Below are 14,554 nucleotides of genomic sequence, written 5' to 3' on the forward strand. Positions count from 1 at the left end.
GACAGCGATGCCCGGAGCCATCCCCCCGGTCGTGCGCTGGGCGGCACGTAGCCCGCTCCCTGCCATCGCTACCCCTTTCGCATCGGCGGCGTACTCCTTTCCTTGGTTCGTCGAACCGTATGCCGTGCGCGAGCGCCAGCTCTATATACAGCCCCGCTCGCCTCCGGTAGCACAGGGCGACACGTGGCTCTCACCGGGACCTGATCTGGTCGAACCGTCGCTGGTCGCGATGGGCCGGACAAGTGTTGTATGAGCAGTCGAATTCCGAGCATTTTTATCAGCTACAGTCACGCGGACAACAAATGGAAGGATCGACTCGTCGCACACCTTCGTGTCTCCGAGTACGAGGGATTATGCGAAGTCTGGGATGACACTCGAATCGACGCGGGAAGCGATTGGCTTCAGGAGATGCAAGAGGCCCTTGAAAAGGCCTCGGTGGCCGTCCTCCTTGTGTCAGCCGATTTACTCGCGTCAAAAATTAGTCGAAACAAGGAAGTTTCACAGCTCTTGCAACGTCGCGCCACACACGGACTCCAAATTTTTCCAGTCATCATCGAGCCGTGTGATTACGATGCGGTGGATTGGCTCCGCCGGATGGCCGTGCGGCCCAAGAACGGGAAAGCCATATCAACCCGAAAGAAGCCGCAAGCGGAGACCGAGCTCCTCGCGATCGCCAAGGAAATTCGCGTTATCCTCGAGTCGTCCACAGCGAAATCACCACCTACCCGAAGCCAGGACCATACAAAGAAGAAGGTTCTGTGGGTCGATGACTACCCGACAAACAACGAGCGCCTCATAAAGAGCTACCGCATCCTTGGCGTCTACTTCGATCTCGTCATCGACAACGACCAGGCCATAGAACGACTACAGACCAGCAACTACGACCTGGTGATCACCGACATGAAACATGAGTCGGACAAGGAGGCCGGCCTCCAGCTGCTACGGTGGCTCAGAAAGCTACCGTCGCCGCCGCCGGCGATCGTGTTTTCGGGCATTGGCCCTGGAGACTACCGATACGACGAGGCATTGAATGATGGCGCAATTGTCGTAACCAATAGCTCTCCTATCCTGGAACTGAAGATCAAAGAACTGCTTCGATTACATTGAACATTGACCAATGTACGCCCCCATCGCCAAATCGCCCCCTCTACCTGCGACTTGCCGCGGGGCGAGCCAGCGTGCATTGTTTCTGCAGATCGGAGGTCGACGTGGAGCTGCTCGAAAATTTGTTGTGGCTGTGCAGGATCCCCTCGCCTACCGGTGAGGAACGCAACCTGGCCGACGAGCTGGCTCAACGGCTCGCAGCGCTGCCCTTGGCCTCACCGCCACGCCGCTACGGGGACTCTCTGGTGGCGCCAGTCACGCGCGGGTCGGGAGGCCCCAAGATTCTGCTCGTCGGGCAGCTCGACGTGGCGAACGCAGGGCAACGAGGCGAAGCGCGGACGGAGAACAACCGCGCGCTCGGCGCTGGAGCCGCCGAGAAGAGCGGCCTCTGCCTGATGCTCGATCTGGCCGAGCGCCGGCCGCAGGTACACGCCGATGTCACCCTCGTGTTTCACGCGCGCGGAGCGTGCGGCTTCGACGCGAGCGAGCTCAGGCTGGTCATGAAGCAGGATACCGAGCTCCGGGGGGCCGACTTCGCGCTGGTGCTCAGGCCCACGGACAACAAGCTTCAGCTCGGCTCGGGAGGCTCGACACACGCGACGCTGGCGTTTGCAGGCCGCACGGGGCACAGCGGGCTGCCCGGTGCCGGCGTGAACGCGATTCACAAGTTCGCGCGCGTGCTCTCTCAGCTGGCCGCGTTCGAGCCCGTACCCGACGTCGTCGACGGCCTCACCTGGTACGAGATGATGAACGCCACCTCGGCGCACGGGGGCCGGTCCGGCAGCGTCGTGCCAGACCACCTGGAAGTGAACGTGCACCATACGTACGGTCCCAGCACGAGCTCCCACGCCTCACAAGAGCGGCTTATGGCGCTCGTGGACCGCGTGGGGGCCGTCCGGTTCGAGGAGCTCTCCCGTCCGGCGCCGCCGAACCGGAACCACGCGCTCATCGCAGCTCTCGAACAAAGCGGCGTTCAAGGCGTCGAGGCCCGGCAAACCTGGTCGGAAGTGGCAAGCTTCACGACGCTCGGGATCCCGGCGGCGAATTTCGGACCGGGCGCGGAGCGGACGATGCACGCTCTGAACGAGGTGACGGAGCTTTCGGAGCTCGCGCGGGCGCAAACCATCCTCGACCGCTGGTTCGCCAAGATGACATGAATTTCGCTGGCATTTTCAGCAAAAAAAATGATCGAACAGGGAGGCGGGGAGACAGGGAGATTCATGGGACTTCACTCCCCTTCTCCTCGCCTCCCTGTGAATTTTCCGAAAAACTAGAGGGGATGATTCAGATCCCTCACCCGACACGCCGCAGCCAGCGCTGCTCTGCCTCCGAGACCATCCTGCGCGGCACGGTTGCCCGCTGCAGCACGGGGAGCACCCTTGCCGGGTTGCACCCGCAGAGCCCCGAGGCCCAGGCGGGATTCGCCTCGACGACGCCCCAGCCCCGCCCTGCCATGCGCCCGACGTCCACGACCACCGCGGGCGGGAGCTCGACGTCGGCGTCGGCGAGCACCGCGCGGATCGACGCGGATGCCGCCTCGACCTCCTCTGAATCCGCCTCCCAGTCGCCCGCCGCCGTGCGCGCGATCTCCCCGCCGCGGATGTAGGGCGAGAGCGCCGCCACCTCGCGCTCCAGCACGAAGCACCGGAACTCCACCTCGAACACGACGGGCTCGCTCACGAGGACGGGCAGATCCAGCGGCAGCCGCGGGTCCGGATCCATCGCGGCGCCGTCCGCGTACACACGCGCGGGGAACAACTTCTCATCCGTTGGCTTGATGAACGCAGGCTCACGGAGCGCCAGCGCATCCTCGAGGGTCGTGAGGCGCACGCTGCGAAGGCGGTGGCGCTGGGGCAGACGAGGCAGCCAGTCGGCGGTCGGCTCGAGCAGCGCGACCTCGAGGTCGTCCATGATGGCGTCGGCGAGAATGGTCTCGCCGTAGAGCACGGGGTCGCGCGCCGCGAGCCCCTCGGGGCAGCGGAACGAGCGAAGTCGCTCGATGTCCCAGCCGACCGCGAGGGCAGCTGCGAACAGCGCGTTCGAGTCAGGACTGTAGCGCTGCGGGAGGACGAGCGTCGGCACGCGCTCGGATGTAGCACGATCCGCGGCGGCACGAGGATCGAACGCCCGCTGTCGCTCCTCCGGGCCGGCTGAGCTTCAGCGCTCTCGCGGGCCATCGCGGCGCGCGGGATCCCGCCTCTGGGCGCCGGCGGGGCCAGCAGCGCCTATCGTTCGATCGCCGTTGCGGCTGGACAACAAGCGCCGAAGCCCGTCCTGGAGACTCGCGACAATCGTGACGCCATCGAAGCCCAGATCGCAGTCGATCAGCAATCTCGCCATGACCGGCGAGATGCCCGCGATGGCGCACTGCGCCCCGAGCAACGAGGAAGCGCGCACCGTGTCGCGGAGGTGGCGTGCCCCTTCCGCGTCCATGAACGGCACGCCGGTGACGTCGATGATCACATGCTCCGCCTGGGTGTCCACGATGGCCTGCAGCAGCACGTCGAGGATGCGGGCGGCGCGCTCGGCGTCGATCTGGCCGATGAGCGGCAGCGCGAGGATGCCGTCCCAGAGCCTGAGCACGGGCGTGGACAGCACGGCAATGGCGCGCTGCTGCTCCTCGCTCACGCGGAGCTGCTCCTCGAGCCGCTGGGTCCGCTCGACGATCGCGGCCTCGAGCTGCGCCGTCTGAGCCCGCAGCTCGTCCTCGGACTGCTTGAGCTCGCCGACGTCCACGTGGATCTGCAGCACCTCGCGCACGTTGCCCGCAGCGTCGTTGATGGGATGGAGCGAGGAGGCGACCCAGCGGGCCATTCCCTTCTGGAGCGTGTCTGCCTGGACCGGATCGTAGCGAATGGTGGGCAACGCCGTGGCCTCGCCCCGCCAGAACGCCCGCTCGACGAGGGGCATCGACCCATTGGCGGATACCTGCTCGTCCTTCAGCAACCGCCACCCGGCGACATCCCGGAGGCTCAAGCTCCAGAGCTGCTCCCACCGACGATTCACCTCGAGCACGCGGCTCTCGCCATCGTAGATCATCATGCTCACGATGCCCCCGTCGAGCAGGGCCCTGTAGCGGCGCGCGGGGATCTCCAGCTCGGCAACGCGTCGGCGCAGCGCATCGATCTCACGCTCGAGCTCGGTGATCGTCGGAGTTGTCTTCTGTTCCATGTTCTTTCGGTCCGCGTGCTCCGTGACGGGCATCCTCCCACGAAAAGACGGACTCATGTGGGCTGGGTCGCGTCCGACGAGCGCGGTACAGGCGTATTGACGACACGACGGCCTGCGCCGCCAGGGGCGCACAGCGTTGTATCTCCTGTCGCGGCGAGCTTCAACCCGGCGGACGTCAGAAGGATGAGGCGCTCACTGGCATCGCTGATCACGACGGCGCGGCGGATCCAGCTGTCCAGCTCGGTGAGGTCCGGCCAGGTTCCCGGGCTCGTCTCACCATGGGATTGCCGATGATCGCCTCAACCCGGGTCGGATTGTCGGTTGTCGTCTCAACCGGGGTCGGGTTCACAGGCCCGATCGGGTCCGGCTCAGGGCGACCCCTGCTTCGCGCACGGGTCCGCCGCCGCGGCCGCGCTGCGGCCCTCCCAGAGGCGAGCGAGAGGGCTCCTCGGGCCGACCGCGCCCGCGCCGGCGAGCGCCGCCCACGTCAGGATCGGGCCATCCCCCTCGAGCACGCGCAGCGGCGGCGGATATCCGGTCGCGGCGAGCTTCAGCCCGGCGGGCGTCGGCAGGAGGAGCAGATCCGGGTTGTCGAGGCTCACGCGCTCCCGCAGCAGCTCGAGCACGGTCGGGTCGCCGCCGGCCAACGGCGCGAGGCAGCGCTCCAGCAAGGGCCGTAGCGCCTTCTTCGACGCGGCGGACCGGTCGAGCAGCTGGGTCACGGGCGCGCCCGTGCGCGCGTCGAGCACCTGCCAGCGCTCGGCCCCAGGATCCCAGGGGTGCGTGCCGCCCTCGTACCGCATCGCATCGTGGGAGCGGACCGCGAGCAGGCCCTTCTCGTTGAGGGAGATCTCGAAGGTGCGCGAGGCGGCCATTCGCTCGCCCGTCTTGCACGCGCGCAAACTCGCCTCGTCCCCCTGCCCGAACACCCACGCGCCGCTCTCGAGCGCGCGGTTGAGGGCCGCCTCGCTCTTCGCCGTCGCGGCGCCGAAGATCTCGGGCCAGGCGAGATCCTCGCTGCACGCCTCGCCAGGCTCGAAGGGGATCCCGATCCCGTCGGACGGGCCATCGGGGTTCGGCTGCGGCGGGAAGCGGCGCGCCCTCTTCTTCGTGGCCACGAGCAGCACATCGCGGCCGCCCACCGAGGCGAGGTCGAACGGCAGCGAGGCGCCCCGCGGGCTCGTCCACGTCCCGACGAGGTGGCCGTCCGCCCGGCAGGTGCCCGCGAACTGACCCGTCGGGCGCGCCGGGTTGCCCTCGACAAGCGCGATGTCGCCAGCGTCGGTGACCGTCCCGGCCAGCGGGATGTCGACGCCGACGTGGGCATAGAAGTAGCGGCCCCGCACGGTCCCTCCGTCGCGCTCGATCCGCGCGAAGACCTCGAGCTTCGGCCCGATCGTGCCGTGGAAGCCGCGCTCCAGCGCACAGGCGCTCTGCGGCGCCGGCGCGGCGCTCGCGGCAGGCGCAGGTGCGACGCCCACCGCGGGCGCCGACGGAGACGGCGCCGCGGGGGCCGCCTTGGCCACGGCGGGCGCAGCGCCCGCGGCAGGCGCGGGCGCCGGGCCGCACGCCGGCAGAGCGAAGACCAGCGGCATGAACGCTCGATATCGCATGGACAGCCATCGTGCAGAACAGGACCTGACAAATCCCCTCATTTCGCTGGCATTTTAGCCGAAATTGAACAGGGAGTCGGGGAGACAGGGAGATGGATGGGATTTCTCTCGCCGACTCCCCGACTCCCCGTGAATTTTCTCGAAAAATTCGAGGCCGTGGACGACGCCCGCATTCGACCTCGCCGTGTGCGGTCGAATGCGGGCGATCCGCGCCCTCAGGCCGGCCTGAAGCGGAGCGGCAGCGACACGGGGCCACGCACGGTGAGCGTGCGGTTGTAGGGGATCTCGCCCGGCGCGCGGGTCACCTCGCCGATCCTCGGGAGCAGCACCTCGAGCGCGACCTTCGCTTCCATCCGGGCCAGCGCCGCGCCAAGGCAGAAGTGCGCGCCGTGCCCGAAGGTCAGGCTCGGCTGCCCGCGGTGCAGATCGAACCGATCGGGATCCGTGAAGCGCAGCTCGTCGCGGTTCGCCGAGCCGACCAGGGCCAGCACGAGCGAGCCCGCGGGGATCGTCACGCCGGCGAGCGCGACGTCCGACGTCGTGAGCCGGGGGACGGACTGGGTCGGGCCGTCATAACGCATCATCTCCTCGATGAACCTCGGGATGAGCCGCGGCGAGGCGCGCAGCCGCTCGAGCTCCGCGGGGCGCTCCGCGAGCAGGAGCATCGAGCTGCCGAGGAAGTGGGTCGTGGTCTCGAGGCCGCCGCCAAGGATGCTGACGAGCAGATCGATGATCTCGCGGTCGCCGAGGAGCTCGCCGGCGCGGGCGAGCTCGCTCACGAGGTCGTCGGAGGGCGATCGCCTGCGGGCCGCGATGACGTCGGCCATGTACCGGTCGAGCTCCGCGATCGTGGCGCGGACGCGGGCGGCGTGCTCGGCGCTCGCCGGCTCGGGCGTCACGGACAGGAGGTCGTCCATCCACCGCTTGAAGTGCGGCTCGAGCGCGTGATCCAGGCCGAGCAGCTCGCTGATCACGAACGCCGGCAGCGGCGCCGCGGCCGCGGCGATGAAGTCGACCTCGCCGTCGAGGCGGCCCGCGAGCCGCTCGCACAGATCCCGGGCCCGCTGCTCGATACGCGCGATCGCCGGCGCCCCGAACGCCCGGCTCACCAGGCCGCGGAGCCGCGCGTGATCCGGGCCATCCATGGCCAGGATCGAGCTCGCGAGCGGGTTGTGCCCCACCCACGCCGGCTGCCAGGCGGCCCGGAACCCCTGGGACGAGAACCGCTCCGGGCTCCGCAGGACCGTCGCGACATCGGCGTACCGGCTCACCGCCCACATCCCGCCAGGATCCACCTGGCAGACAGGCGCCTCGCGGCGCATCGCTGCATACGGCGTATAAGGATCCGCCCGGAAGGCGGGTGTCATGATGTCCACGCGCTCGCTCATGCGAAGAGACCTCCCGCGACGGCCCCGAGCACACGCCGGGCCCGCGCGGGAGAGGCCGCTTTCCACGGGAGATCCGCGGCTCGTCCGTGGCGCTTCGCGAGCCCGCCGGTCAGGGTGACCGGTCACGCCTGTCGCCCTGAAAGGTCGTCCCATGCGCGCAGCCGATCTCGACATCCGGAAGCTGCTCGACGTCGACGCGCGCGGCGGCGTCGTCCGCTTCGCCGGGGAGCGCGCGGTCATCCTCGACGCCGGGGCGCTCGGGACGCTGCGCGGGGAGCTCGTCCGGCTCGCGGGGTACGCGGGGGCGCGCGCCGTGCTCACGCGCTTCGGCGTCGAGCACGGCGCCCGGATGGCGGAGGCGATGGTGTCCCGGCTCCCCTGGGACAGCGACGCCGAGCTGCACGGCGCAGGGGCGCTGCTCCACACGCTGCAGGGCTTCATCCGGCTCGCGCCCGGGGACACGACGCCCCTCGCCTCGCGCGGCGCCACGCTGCTCTCGTCGTACGAGGCCGAGCAGCACCTCCTGCACCTCGGCCGCGCGGACGAGCCGGTCTGCTGGATGCTCGCCGGCATCGCGAGCGGCTACATGACCCGGGCGACGGGCGAGGCGGTCTACGTCATCGAGGATCGGTGCATCGGCCGGGGCGACGACGTCTGCCACTTCCAGGGCCGGACGCGCGCCGCGTGGGGCGCCGCGCTCGAGGAGCACCTGCCGTTCTTCCGCGAGAGCGTGCTCGACCTATCGCTCCGCCGGCCCGCGCAGCCCGCGCCGCCCCGGAGGGCGACAGGGCGCGGCCTCGACGCGAAGGCGAGCGCCCTGCCCCTCGCCGCGCCGCGGGGCGAGCCGTCGACCCCGCTCGTCGCGGAGAGCCCGGCGATGCAGCGGGCCCTCGACCGCGCGCGGCGGGTCGCGCCGGTGGACTCGACGATCCTGCTCACGGGCGAGAGCGGCGCCGGGAAAGAGCGGGTGGCGCGGCTCATCCACGGCGCGTCGGCGCGCGCCGCGGGCCCGTTCGTCGCGGTCAACTGCGCGGCGATCACCGAGACGCTGCTGGAGAGCGAGCTCTTCGGGCACGCGCGCGGCTCGTTCACCGGCGCGACCCACGACCGCGCCGGGCTGTTCGAGGCGGCGCGCGGGGGCACGCTGCTGCTCGACGAGGTCGGCGAGGCCCCGCCCGGGGTGCAGGCGAAGCTCCTCCGCGCGCTCCAGGAGCGGCAGGTGCGCCGCGTCGGCGAGAACACGAGCCGCCACGTCGACGCCCGGATCCTCGCGGCAACGAACCGCGATCTCGCGGCCGACGCGGCGGCGGGCCGCTTCCGGCGGGACCTCTACTACCGGCTGCGGGTCATCGAGATACGCCTTCCGCCGCTCCGCGAGCGCCGGGAGGACGTCCTGCCGCTCGCGCGGGCGCTGCTCGCGGCGGCGTCGCGACGGCTCGATCGGCCTGTCGCGGGCTTCACGCCGGAGGCCGAAGGCGCGCTGGAGCGCCACGGGTGGCCCGGCAACGTGCGCGAGCTCGAGAACGCCGTGGAGCACGCGGTCGCCCTGGCGCGGGGAGGCGTCGCCGATCTGGAGGACCTTCCGGACGACGTCCGCGGCGCCGCGCCGACCGGCGGCGGGGGCGAGGAGCCGGCCGCGCGGACGCTGGAGGGCGTCGAGCGGCGAGCGATCCTCGCGGCGCTCGAGCGGCACGGCGGCAACCAGGCCCGCGCCGCCGCGGAGCTCGGGATCGGGGCGTCGACGCTCTACCGGAAGCTCAGGAGGTACGCCCGCGGCGCGGGGTAGAGAGATGCAATGTGTCGGCGACGGCCGGGCCCCGCCGGTGCCGGAACCCGGAAAACCATGGGACCCAGCTCTCCGTTCCTGAGAAGCTCCACGACCACGCACATCGGTGCTTGACTAGGGCGACGTCGGTTGGTACTCCTCCGCGCCCATCGACGGAAACGACCTCCTCGGAGGTCCCGGCGCGCTCGGCCTCATCGCTGTCCACGCCGCACGAGAGTGGTTTCCTGAGCATTGGGCTCGCCGTTTGCGGGAGTAACTCAGTGGTAGAGTGCAACCTTGCCAAGGTTGACGTCGCGGGTTCAAATCCCGTCTCCCGCTCCACGACATAGACGCTGCAACACCGGCCGCCGCAGAGCACCGCTCCGCAGCCCCGTGACGCGTCAATCGACGCCCTCGCCCAGCGCGAGGAGGGCGAAGCTCGCCAGCCAGTGCTCGCCCATGTAGTCGCCGGCGACGTGCGGCAGGCTGGCGTCGAGGTGCCGCTCCGCCGCGTCGAGGGCGCGGGCGCGGACCGCGTCCCCTTCGGGCAGCGCCGCGGCGAGCGAGCGCCAGCACCAGGCGCGGCTCAGGTTGAGCCCGTCGAGGTGGGCGATCTTGCCATCGCTGCGGTCGCTGACCGTCGCGGGCTCGAACAGGGTCGCGGGCTCGCCCCGCGCCGCCCGCGGCAGGAACCGCGCGAACCAGCCGCGGAACTCCGGTCCGGGCAGGGCCCGGCGCATGCACTCGGCCTCCATGAGGGCGGGCGAGAGGAAATCGTCCTGCGAGGGCTCCCACGCCTGGCAGTCCGCGTCGCGGCCGTACCAGGCGCGGGCGGCCTCGGCGCAGCGCAGCGACAGCCGCTCGTCGCGCTTCACGGCGGCGTACTCCTGCGCGAGCGCGAGCGCGAAGGCGCTGTTCGTGTGCGCGCCGGCGCGGACCGGGTAGGTGGCCCTGGGCAGGTACTCGAGGAGCCGCCCGGCGAACGCCTCGCCGAGCGGGGCCAGCGCGGCCGACCAGCGCCGCCCCTCCTCGGTCTCGTACCGCGAGAGCTCGGCCGCCAGCATCAGCAGCCACGCCCACCCATAAGGCCTCTCGAAGCCGCGGCTCGACGGCCGCTGCAGATAGGCGAGCTCGCCGGCGACCTTCTCGCCCGTGAGCTGCGCGTCGAGCAGCCCGCGGATCGACGCGGCGCCGGGCGCGCCAGGGAAGAGGCGGTGGATCCGCGCGAGGAGCCAGTGGCCGTGAACGCACGAGTGCCAGTCGAAGCTGCCGTAGAAGATGGGGTGAAGGTCGCGCGGGCCCTTCACGTCCTCGGGGCCGGCCATGACGTGATCGAGCTTGTTCGGATACTCCCGCGTCACGTGCCCGAGCGCGATGGCGGCGAGACGCGAGGCGATGTCCGGTGTCAGGGCGTGCGTCATGCGATGGCGACCTCAGCGCCGGAAGGCGAGCAGGTACATGAGGAGCGTGTTCCCGATCAGCAGGAGCAGCGCGGTGGGGAGCTGGACCTTGATCACGCCGTCGCGATCGGGTAGCCCGAGCAGGGCCGCTGGGACGATGTTGAAGTTCGCGGCCATGGGGGTCATCAGCGTCCCGCAGAAGCCGGACAGCATGCCGATGGCGCTCATGATCGCCGGGTCGCCGCCGAGCCGGCGCACGATCAGGGGGAGCCCCACGGCCGCCGTCATGACGGGAAACGCCGCGAAGGCGTTCCCCATGATCACCGTGAACATCGCCATGCCCACGGTATAGGCGGCCACCGCGGCGAGGCGGCCGCCGCTCGGGAGCGCGCTCCCGGCCAGCTCGCCGACCACGTCCCCCACGCCCGCGACCGCGAACACGACCCCGAGCGCGGCCAGCAGCTGGGGCAAGATCGCCGCCCAGCCCACGATGTCGAGCAGGCGCCGGCCTTCCTGCAGAGGCGCGAGCAGCGGCGGGCGCAGCCACGCCACGGAGACGGCGAGCGCCAGCACCACGCCGAGGGCGAGCGAGATCAGCGTCGCCTGCTTCGGGTCGAGCAAGTGCGCGCCGTGGATCTCGACCCGCTTGAGGACCAGCGCGCCCAGGAGGGCGGTCGCCGGGATGATCAGCGCCGGGACGAAGAGGAGGTCGCCGCGCCGCTCGGCGCTGGCGCGCCGCTCCTCGGGTGTCGAGGTGGCGGGGCGCCCCTGGCCCAGGCCCCTGACGCCCGCGAGGAGCACGAGCGAGATCACGAGCACCCCGTTGCCGAGATCCCCGAGGCGCGAGCCGAAGAGGAAGCTCATCGCCAGGAGACCCCAGAACAGGGTGTTCTTCCATCGCCTCGAGTTCTCGCGGTCGACCGCGCTCAGGACGGCCGACGCCGCGAAGAACAGCCCTGCCACGAGGTAGACGACATCGAGCGTGATCATTCGGCCGCCTTCCCCGCGTCCGCGCGGGCGAGCTCGCGGTGGAGCCGCCGGTCGAGCAGGAGGAGCCGAGTCCCGTGGATCAGGAGCGCCAGCACCGCCGTGGGGATGGCCCAGACCGACAGCTGGAGCGGCTCCACGAAGATGCCATTTTGCTCGAGGAACGCCTTGATCAGCAGGATCGACGCGATGGCGAGGAAGATGTCCTCTCCGAAGAACAGCGCCACGTTGTCGGCCGCCGCCGCCGAGGCGCGGATCAGCCAGCGGGTCCTGTCCGGAAGCGGTCCGTACCGGTTCTCCGCCACCGCCTCGGCCATGGGCGCGATCAGCGGGCGGACCATCTGCGCGTGGCCGCCGAGCGAGGTCAGGCCGAGCGCAGCGCTGAGCTGCCGCACCGCGAAGTACACGAGCAGGATGCGCCCGGTCGTGGCGGTCTCCACCCGCGAGATCAGCGCGCGCGCCCGCTCCTGGAGGCCCGATCGCTCGAGGAGGCCGATGACCGGCAGGACGAGCCAGACCAGGCTCACATAACGGTTGTCGTTGAACGCCTTGCCCAGGACGGAGATCCCCTCGATGAGGCCCATCCCCGCCGAGAGGCAGGTCACGAGGGCGGCCGCCGCGACGACCAGGAGCGGATGGATCCGGGCCACGAAGCCGACGACCACGACCACGACCCCGAGGAACGTGAGCATGCTGCTTACCCTCGTGTCCTCGGGCGACGCCGCAAGCCGGCGACGGCACAGTCCACGGCCGCTCGTGCGCGACCGAGGCCCCCGGCCAATTTCAGCTTTTCAATCCATCCGGGCCGCTCGCGGCGGCGTCCTCTCGCTCACCCCTCCGCGCGCCCTGCCCTCATCACAGCCCCAGGCGCCGCAGCGGGAGCTCCCGGGCGCGCGTCTTCGTCAAGGCGAACACCGCGTTCGCGATCGCGGGCGCCACCGGCGGCACCCCGGGCTCCCCGACACCCCCGGGCGGGGCGTCGCTCTTCACGATCTCCACGTGGATCCGCGCCGGCACCTCCGGGCTCCGCACCACCGGGTAGTCGCGGAAGTTCGTCTGCTCGACCGCGCCGCCCTTCATCGTGATGGCGCCGTGGAGCGCGATGCTCATCCCGAAGACCACCGCGCCTTCCATCTGCGCGCGCACGCGGTCCAGGTTGATGACCGTGCCGGGGTCCGCGACGAGCCACACCTCGTCGACCTTCACCTTGCCGAGCGCGTCCTTCGAGACCGCGGCGACGACCGCCACGTACGTGAGGAAGCTCCGGTGCGCGGCGAGGCCCAGCGCGCGGCCCGCCTTGCGCGCGGCGTCCCACCCCGAGATCTCCGTCACCCGCTCGATGACGTGCCGGAGGCGGCCCACGTCAACCGGGTGCTGCTCGATCGAGGCCCCGTAGTTCGGGACCTTGTCGACCCCCAGCTCGGCGGGCGTCGCCTTCCGGGCAGGGCCGAGCACCTCGAGCAGCACCTCGCGCGGATCCGCCTGCCGCGCGTGCGCGATCTCGTCGATGAAGCTCTGCACCGCGAAGGCGTGGAAGATGTTGCAGACCGACCGGAGCCACCCGATCCGGACGTGCGCCGGCGCGTCGCACGCCTCGGCGCGGACGTTCGGGGCCGCGAGCGCGAGATCGAGCACGCCGAGGCCGAGCTCGTTCTCGCTCGGGGTCTTCACCTTCGCGTCGAACGTCGACGGGATCGGCGGAAACGCCGTCCGGTGCAGCCACGCCGTCACCTTGCCGCTCGCGTCGAGCCCCGCCGTGAGGTGCTGCGCGCTGACGCTGTGGAAGTAGCCGCTCTGCACGTCGTCCTCGCGGGTCCACTGCACGCGCACCGGCGCGCCCAGCTCGCGCGCGAGCAGCGCCGCCTCGGCGACGTAGTCCGGCTTGGACTTCCGGCCGAAGCCGCCGCCGAGGAACGTCACGTGCACGGTGACCTTGGCCTCGTCGACGCCGAGCGCCCGCGCCACCTCGGTCCGCGCCGCCTGCGGGTTCTGCGTCGGCGCCCAGACCACGCAGCCGCCCGCGTCGACCTTCGCCACCGCCGAGGGCGGCTCCATGGCCACATGCGCGAGGTGAGGCACGTAGTACTCGGCCTCGACCGTGCGCGCCGCCGCCTTGAGCGCCCCGTCGACATCGCCGACCTTCCGCACGACCTTGCCCGGCGCGCGCACCGCGCGCGAGAGCGCCTCGCGGTAGCTCGCCGAGTCGTACGACGCGTTCTCGCCGTGATCCCATGTGATCTGCAGCGCCGCGCGGCCGCGCATCGCGGCCCACGTCGTGTCCGCCACGACCGCCACGCCCCCGAGCGGCTGGAACCCCACCCCGACGCCCTTCGGCGCCGGCAGCTCCACGAGCTTCTTCACGCCCGGGACCGCCAGCGCGCGGGCCCCGTCGTACCGCACGACCTTGCCCCCCACGACCGGCGGGTGCGCGATGACCGCGGTGAGCATGCCCGGCAGGCGCACGTCCGCGCCGAACTGGGCCGCGCCCGTGACGATGGCCGGGCCCTCGAGCAGCGGGAGCAGGCCGCCGACGCGCTTGAGCTCCGAGGCGGGGCGGAGCGCGACCGCCTCCGCGTCGGGCACCGGGAGCTTCGCCGCGTCGGCCACGAGCTCGCGGAAGTCCAGCGAGCGCTTCGACTTCGCGTGGTGGACAGCGTGCTGCTGGGCGACGCACTCCGCGGCGGGGACGCGCCACTTCCTGGCCGCGGCCGCGACGAGCATCGCGCGCGCGGTCGCGCCCACGCGCCGCATCGGCTCGTAGCTGCCGCGCACGCTGCGCGAGCCGTCGGTGTTCTGATCGCCGTAGGCCTTGTCGCCGTCGGCTTGCACGATCTTCACCCGCGCCATGTCCGCGCCGAGCTCGTCGGCGACGAGGACCGGCAGCGAGCTGCGGATCCCCTGCCCCATCTCCGACCGGTGGCAGACGATCGACACCGTCCCGTCGGGCGCGATGTGGAGGAACACCCCGGTCCGGAGCCCCGGCTGCGCCTGCGCGCCGCTGGGCGTAGGCGGCACAGCCGGCGCGGGCGGCGCGGCCTCGGCGACCCCGAGCGCGAGCCCGCCCACCGCGAGCCCGAGCCCCGCGAGGAAGGAGCGGCGGAGGAGGACGACCCGTTGCTGTTCCAT

The 14,554-nt window shown here is 71.0% G+C and carries 11 protein-coding genes and 1 tRNA gene; 4 read left to right on the forward strand and 8 right to left on the reverse strand.

All coding sequences use genetic code 11. The annotated features are described in order from the left end of the window. The first annotated feature begins 249 nt into the window (after positions 1-249). Both WMF12_RS32840 and WMF12_RS32845 read left to right on the forward strand, forming a co-directional pair. The gene (locus WMF12_RS32840) at positions 250-1,107 is read left to right on the forward strand and encodes a TIR domain-containing protein (protein WP_437851743.1); all 858 of its coding nucleotides are present in this window, start codon (positions 250-252) and stop codon (positions 1,105-1,107) included. Positions 1,108-1,349: 242 nt separating this feature from the next. Continuing rightward, positions 1,350-2,261 carry a peptidase dimerization domain-containing protein gene (locus WMF12_RS32845; protein WP_437851745.1) on the forward strand — a complete coding sequence of 304 codons (912 nt, stop codon included), beginning with the start codon at positions 1,350-1,352 and terminating at the stop codon, positions 2,259-2,261. A 136-nt stretch (positions 2,262-2,397) separates the two neighbouring features. Here WMF12_RS32845 and WMF12_RS32850 read toward each other — a convergent pair whose 3' ends face one another. From WMF12_RS32850 to WMF12_RS32865, 4 genes are all read right to left on the reverse strand, one after another. After that, positions 2,398-3,186: an ATP-grasp domain-containing protein gene (locus WMF12_RS32850; protein WP_437851747.1), complete on the reverse strand. Its 789-nt coding sequence runs from the start codon at positions 3,184-3,186 to the stop codon at positions 2,398-2,400. Between the two features lie 75 nt (positions 3,187-3,261). Continuing rightward, positions 3,262-4,275 carry an STAS domain-containing protein gene (locus WMF12_RS32855; RefSeq protein WP_437851749.1) on the reverse strand — a complete coding sequence of 338 codons (1,014 nt, stop codon included), beginning with the start codon at positions 4,273-4,275 and terminating at the stop codon, positions 3,262-3,264. A 368-nt stretch (positions 4,276-4,643) separates the two neighbouring features. Continuing rightward, on the reverse strand, positions 4,644-5,888 hold the full coding sequence (locus WMF12_RS32860) for a hypothetical protein (RefSeq protein WP_437851751.1): 1,245 nt from the start codon (positions 5,886-5,888) through the stop codon (positions 4,644-4,646). 215 nt (positions 5,889-6,103) lie between these two features. Beyond that, on the reverse strand, positions 6,104-7,276 hold the full coding sequence (locus WMF12_RS32865; protein ID WP_437851753.1) for a cytochrome P450: 1,173 nt from the start codon (positions 7,274-7,276) through the stop codon (positions 6,104-6,106). Positions 7,277-7,427: 151 nt separating this feature from the next. On the opposite strand from WMF12_RS32865, the gene WMF12_RS32870 reads away from it, so the two are divergent. Both WMF12_RS32870 and WMF12_RS32875 read left to right on the forward strand, forming a co-directional pair. Beyond that, complete coding sequence (locus WMF12_RS32870; RefSeq protein ID WP_437851755.1) at positions 7,428-9,062, forward strand: sigma 54-interacting transcriptional regulator; 1,635 nt, start codon at positions 7,428-7,430, stop codon at positions 9,060-9,062. Between the two features lie 246 nt (positions 9,063-9,308). Next, positions 9,309-9,383 (forward strand) — tRNA-Gly (locus WMF12_RS32875). Positions 9,384-9,442: 59 nt separating this feature from the next. On the opposite strand, the gene WMF12_RS32880 is transcribed toward WMF12_RS32875, so the two are convergent. The 4 genes from WMF12_RS32880 to WMF12_RS32895 all read right to left on the reverse strand — a co-directional run bounded on the left by WMF12_RS32880 (position 9,443) and on the right by WMF12_RS32895 (position 14,554). After that, positions 9,443-10,462, reverse strand: a complete 1,020-nt coding sequence (locus WMF12_RS32880; protein WP_437851757.1) for a DUF2891 domain-containing protein — start codon at positions 10,460-10,462, stop codon at positions 9,443-9,445. Between the two features lie 12 nt (positions 10,463-10,474). Next, positions 10,475-11,431, reverse strand: coding sequence for a DUF979 domain-containing protein (locus WMF12_RS32885; protein ID WP_437851759.1), 957 nt, complete (start codon positions 11,429-11,431; stop codon positions 10,475-10,477). Further along, positions 11,428-12,120 carry a DUF969 domain-containing protein gene (locus WMF12_RS32890; protein ID WP_437851761.1) on the reverse strand — a complete coding sequence of 231 codons (693 nt, stop codon included), beginning with the start codon at positions 12,118-12,120 and terminating at the stop codon, positions 11,428-11,430. The genes WMF12_RS32885 and WMF12_RS32890 overlap by 4 nt, the downstream gene beginning before the upstream one ends. A gap of 163 nt (positions 12,121-12,283) precedes the next feature. Further along, positions 12,284-14,554, reverse strand: a complete 2,271-nt coding sequence (locus WMF12_RS32895; RefSeq protein WP_437851763.1) for a molybdopterin cofactor-binding domain-containing protein — start codon at positions 14,552-14,554, stop codon at positions 12,284-12,286.

Origin of the sequence: Sorangium sp. So ce363 (genome assembly GCF_051520435.1) — a bacterium.
Classification (GTDB): Bacteria; Myxococcota_A; Polyangia; order Polyangiales; family Polyangiaceae; genus Sorangium; species Sorangium cellulosum_B.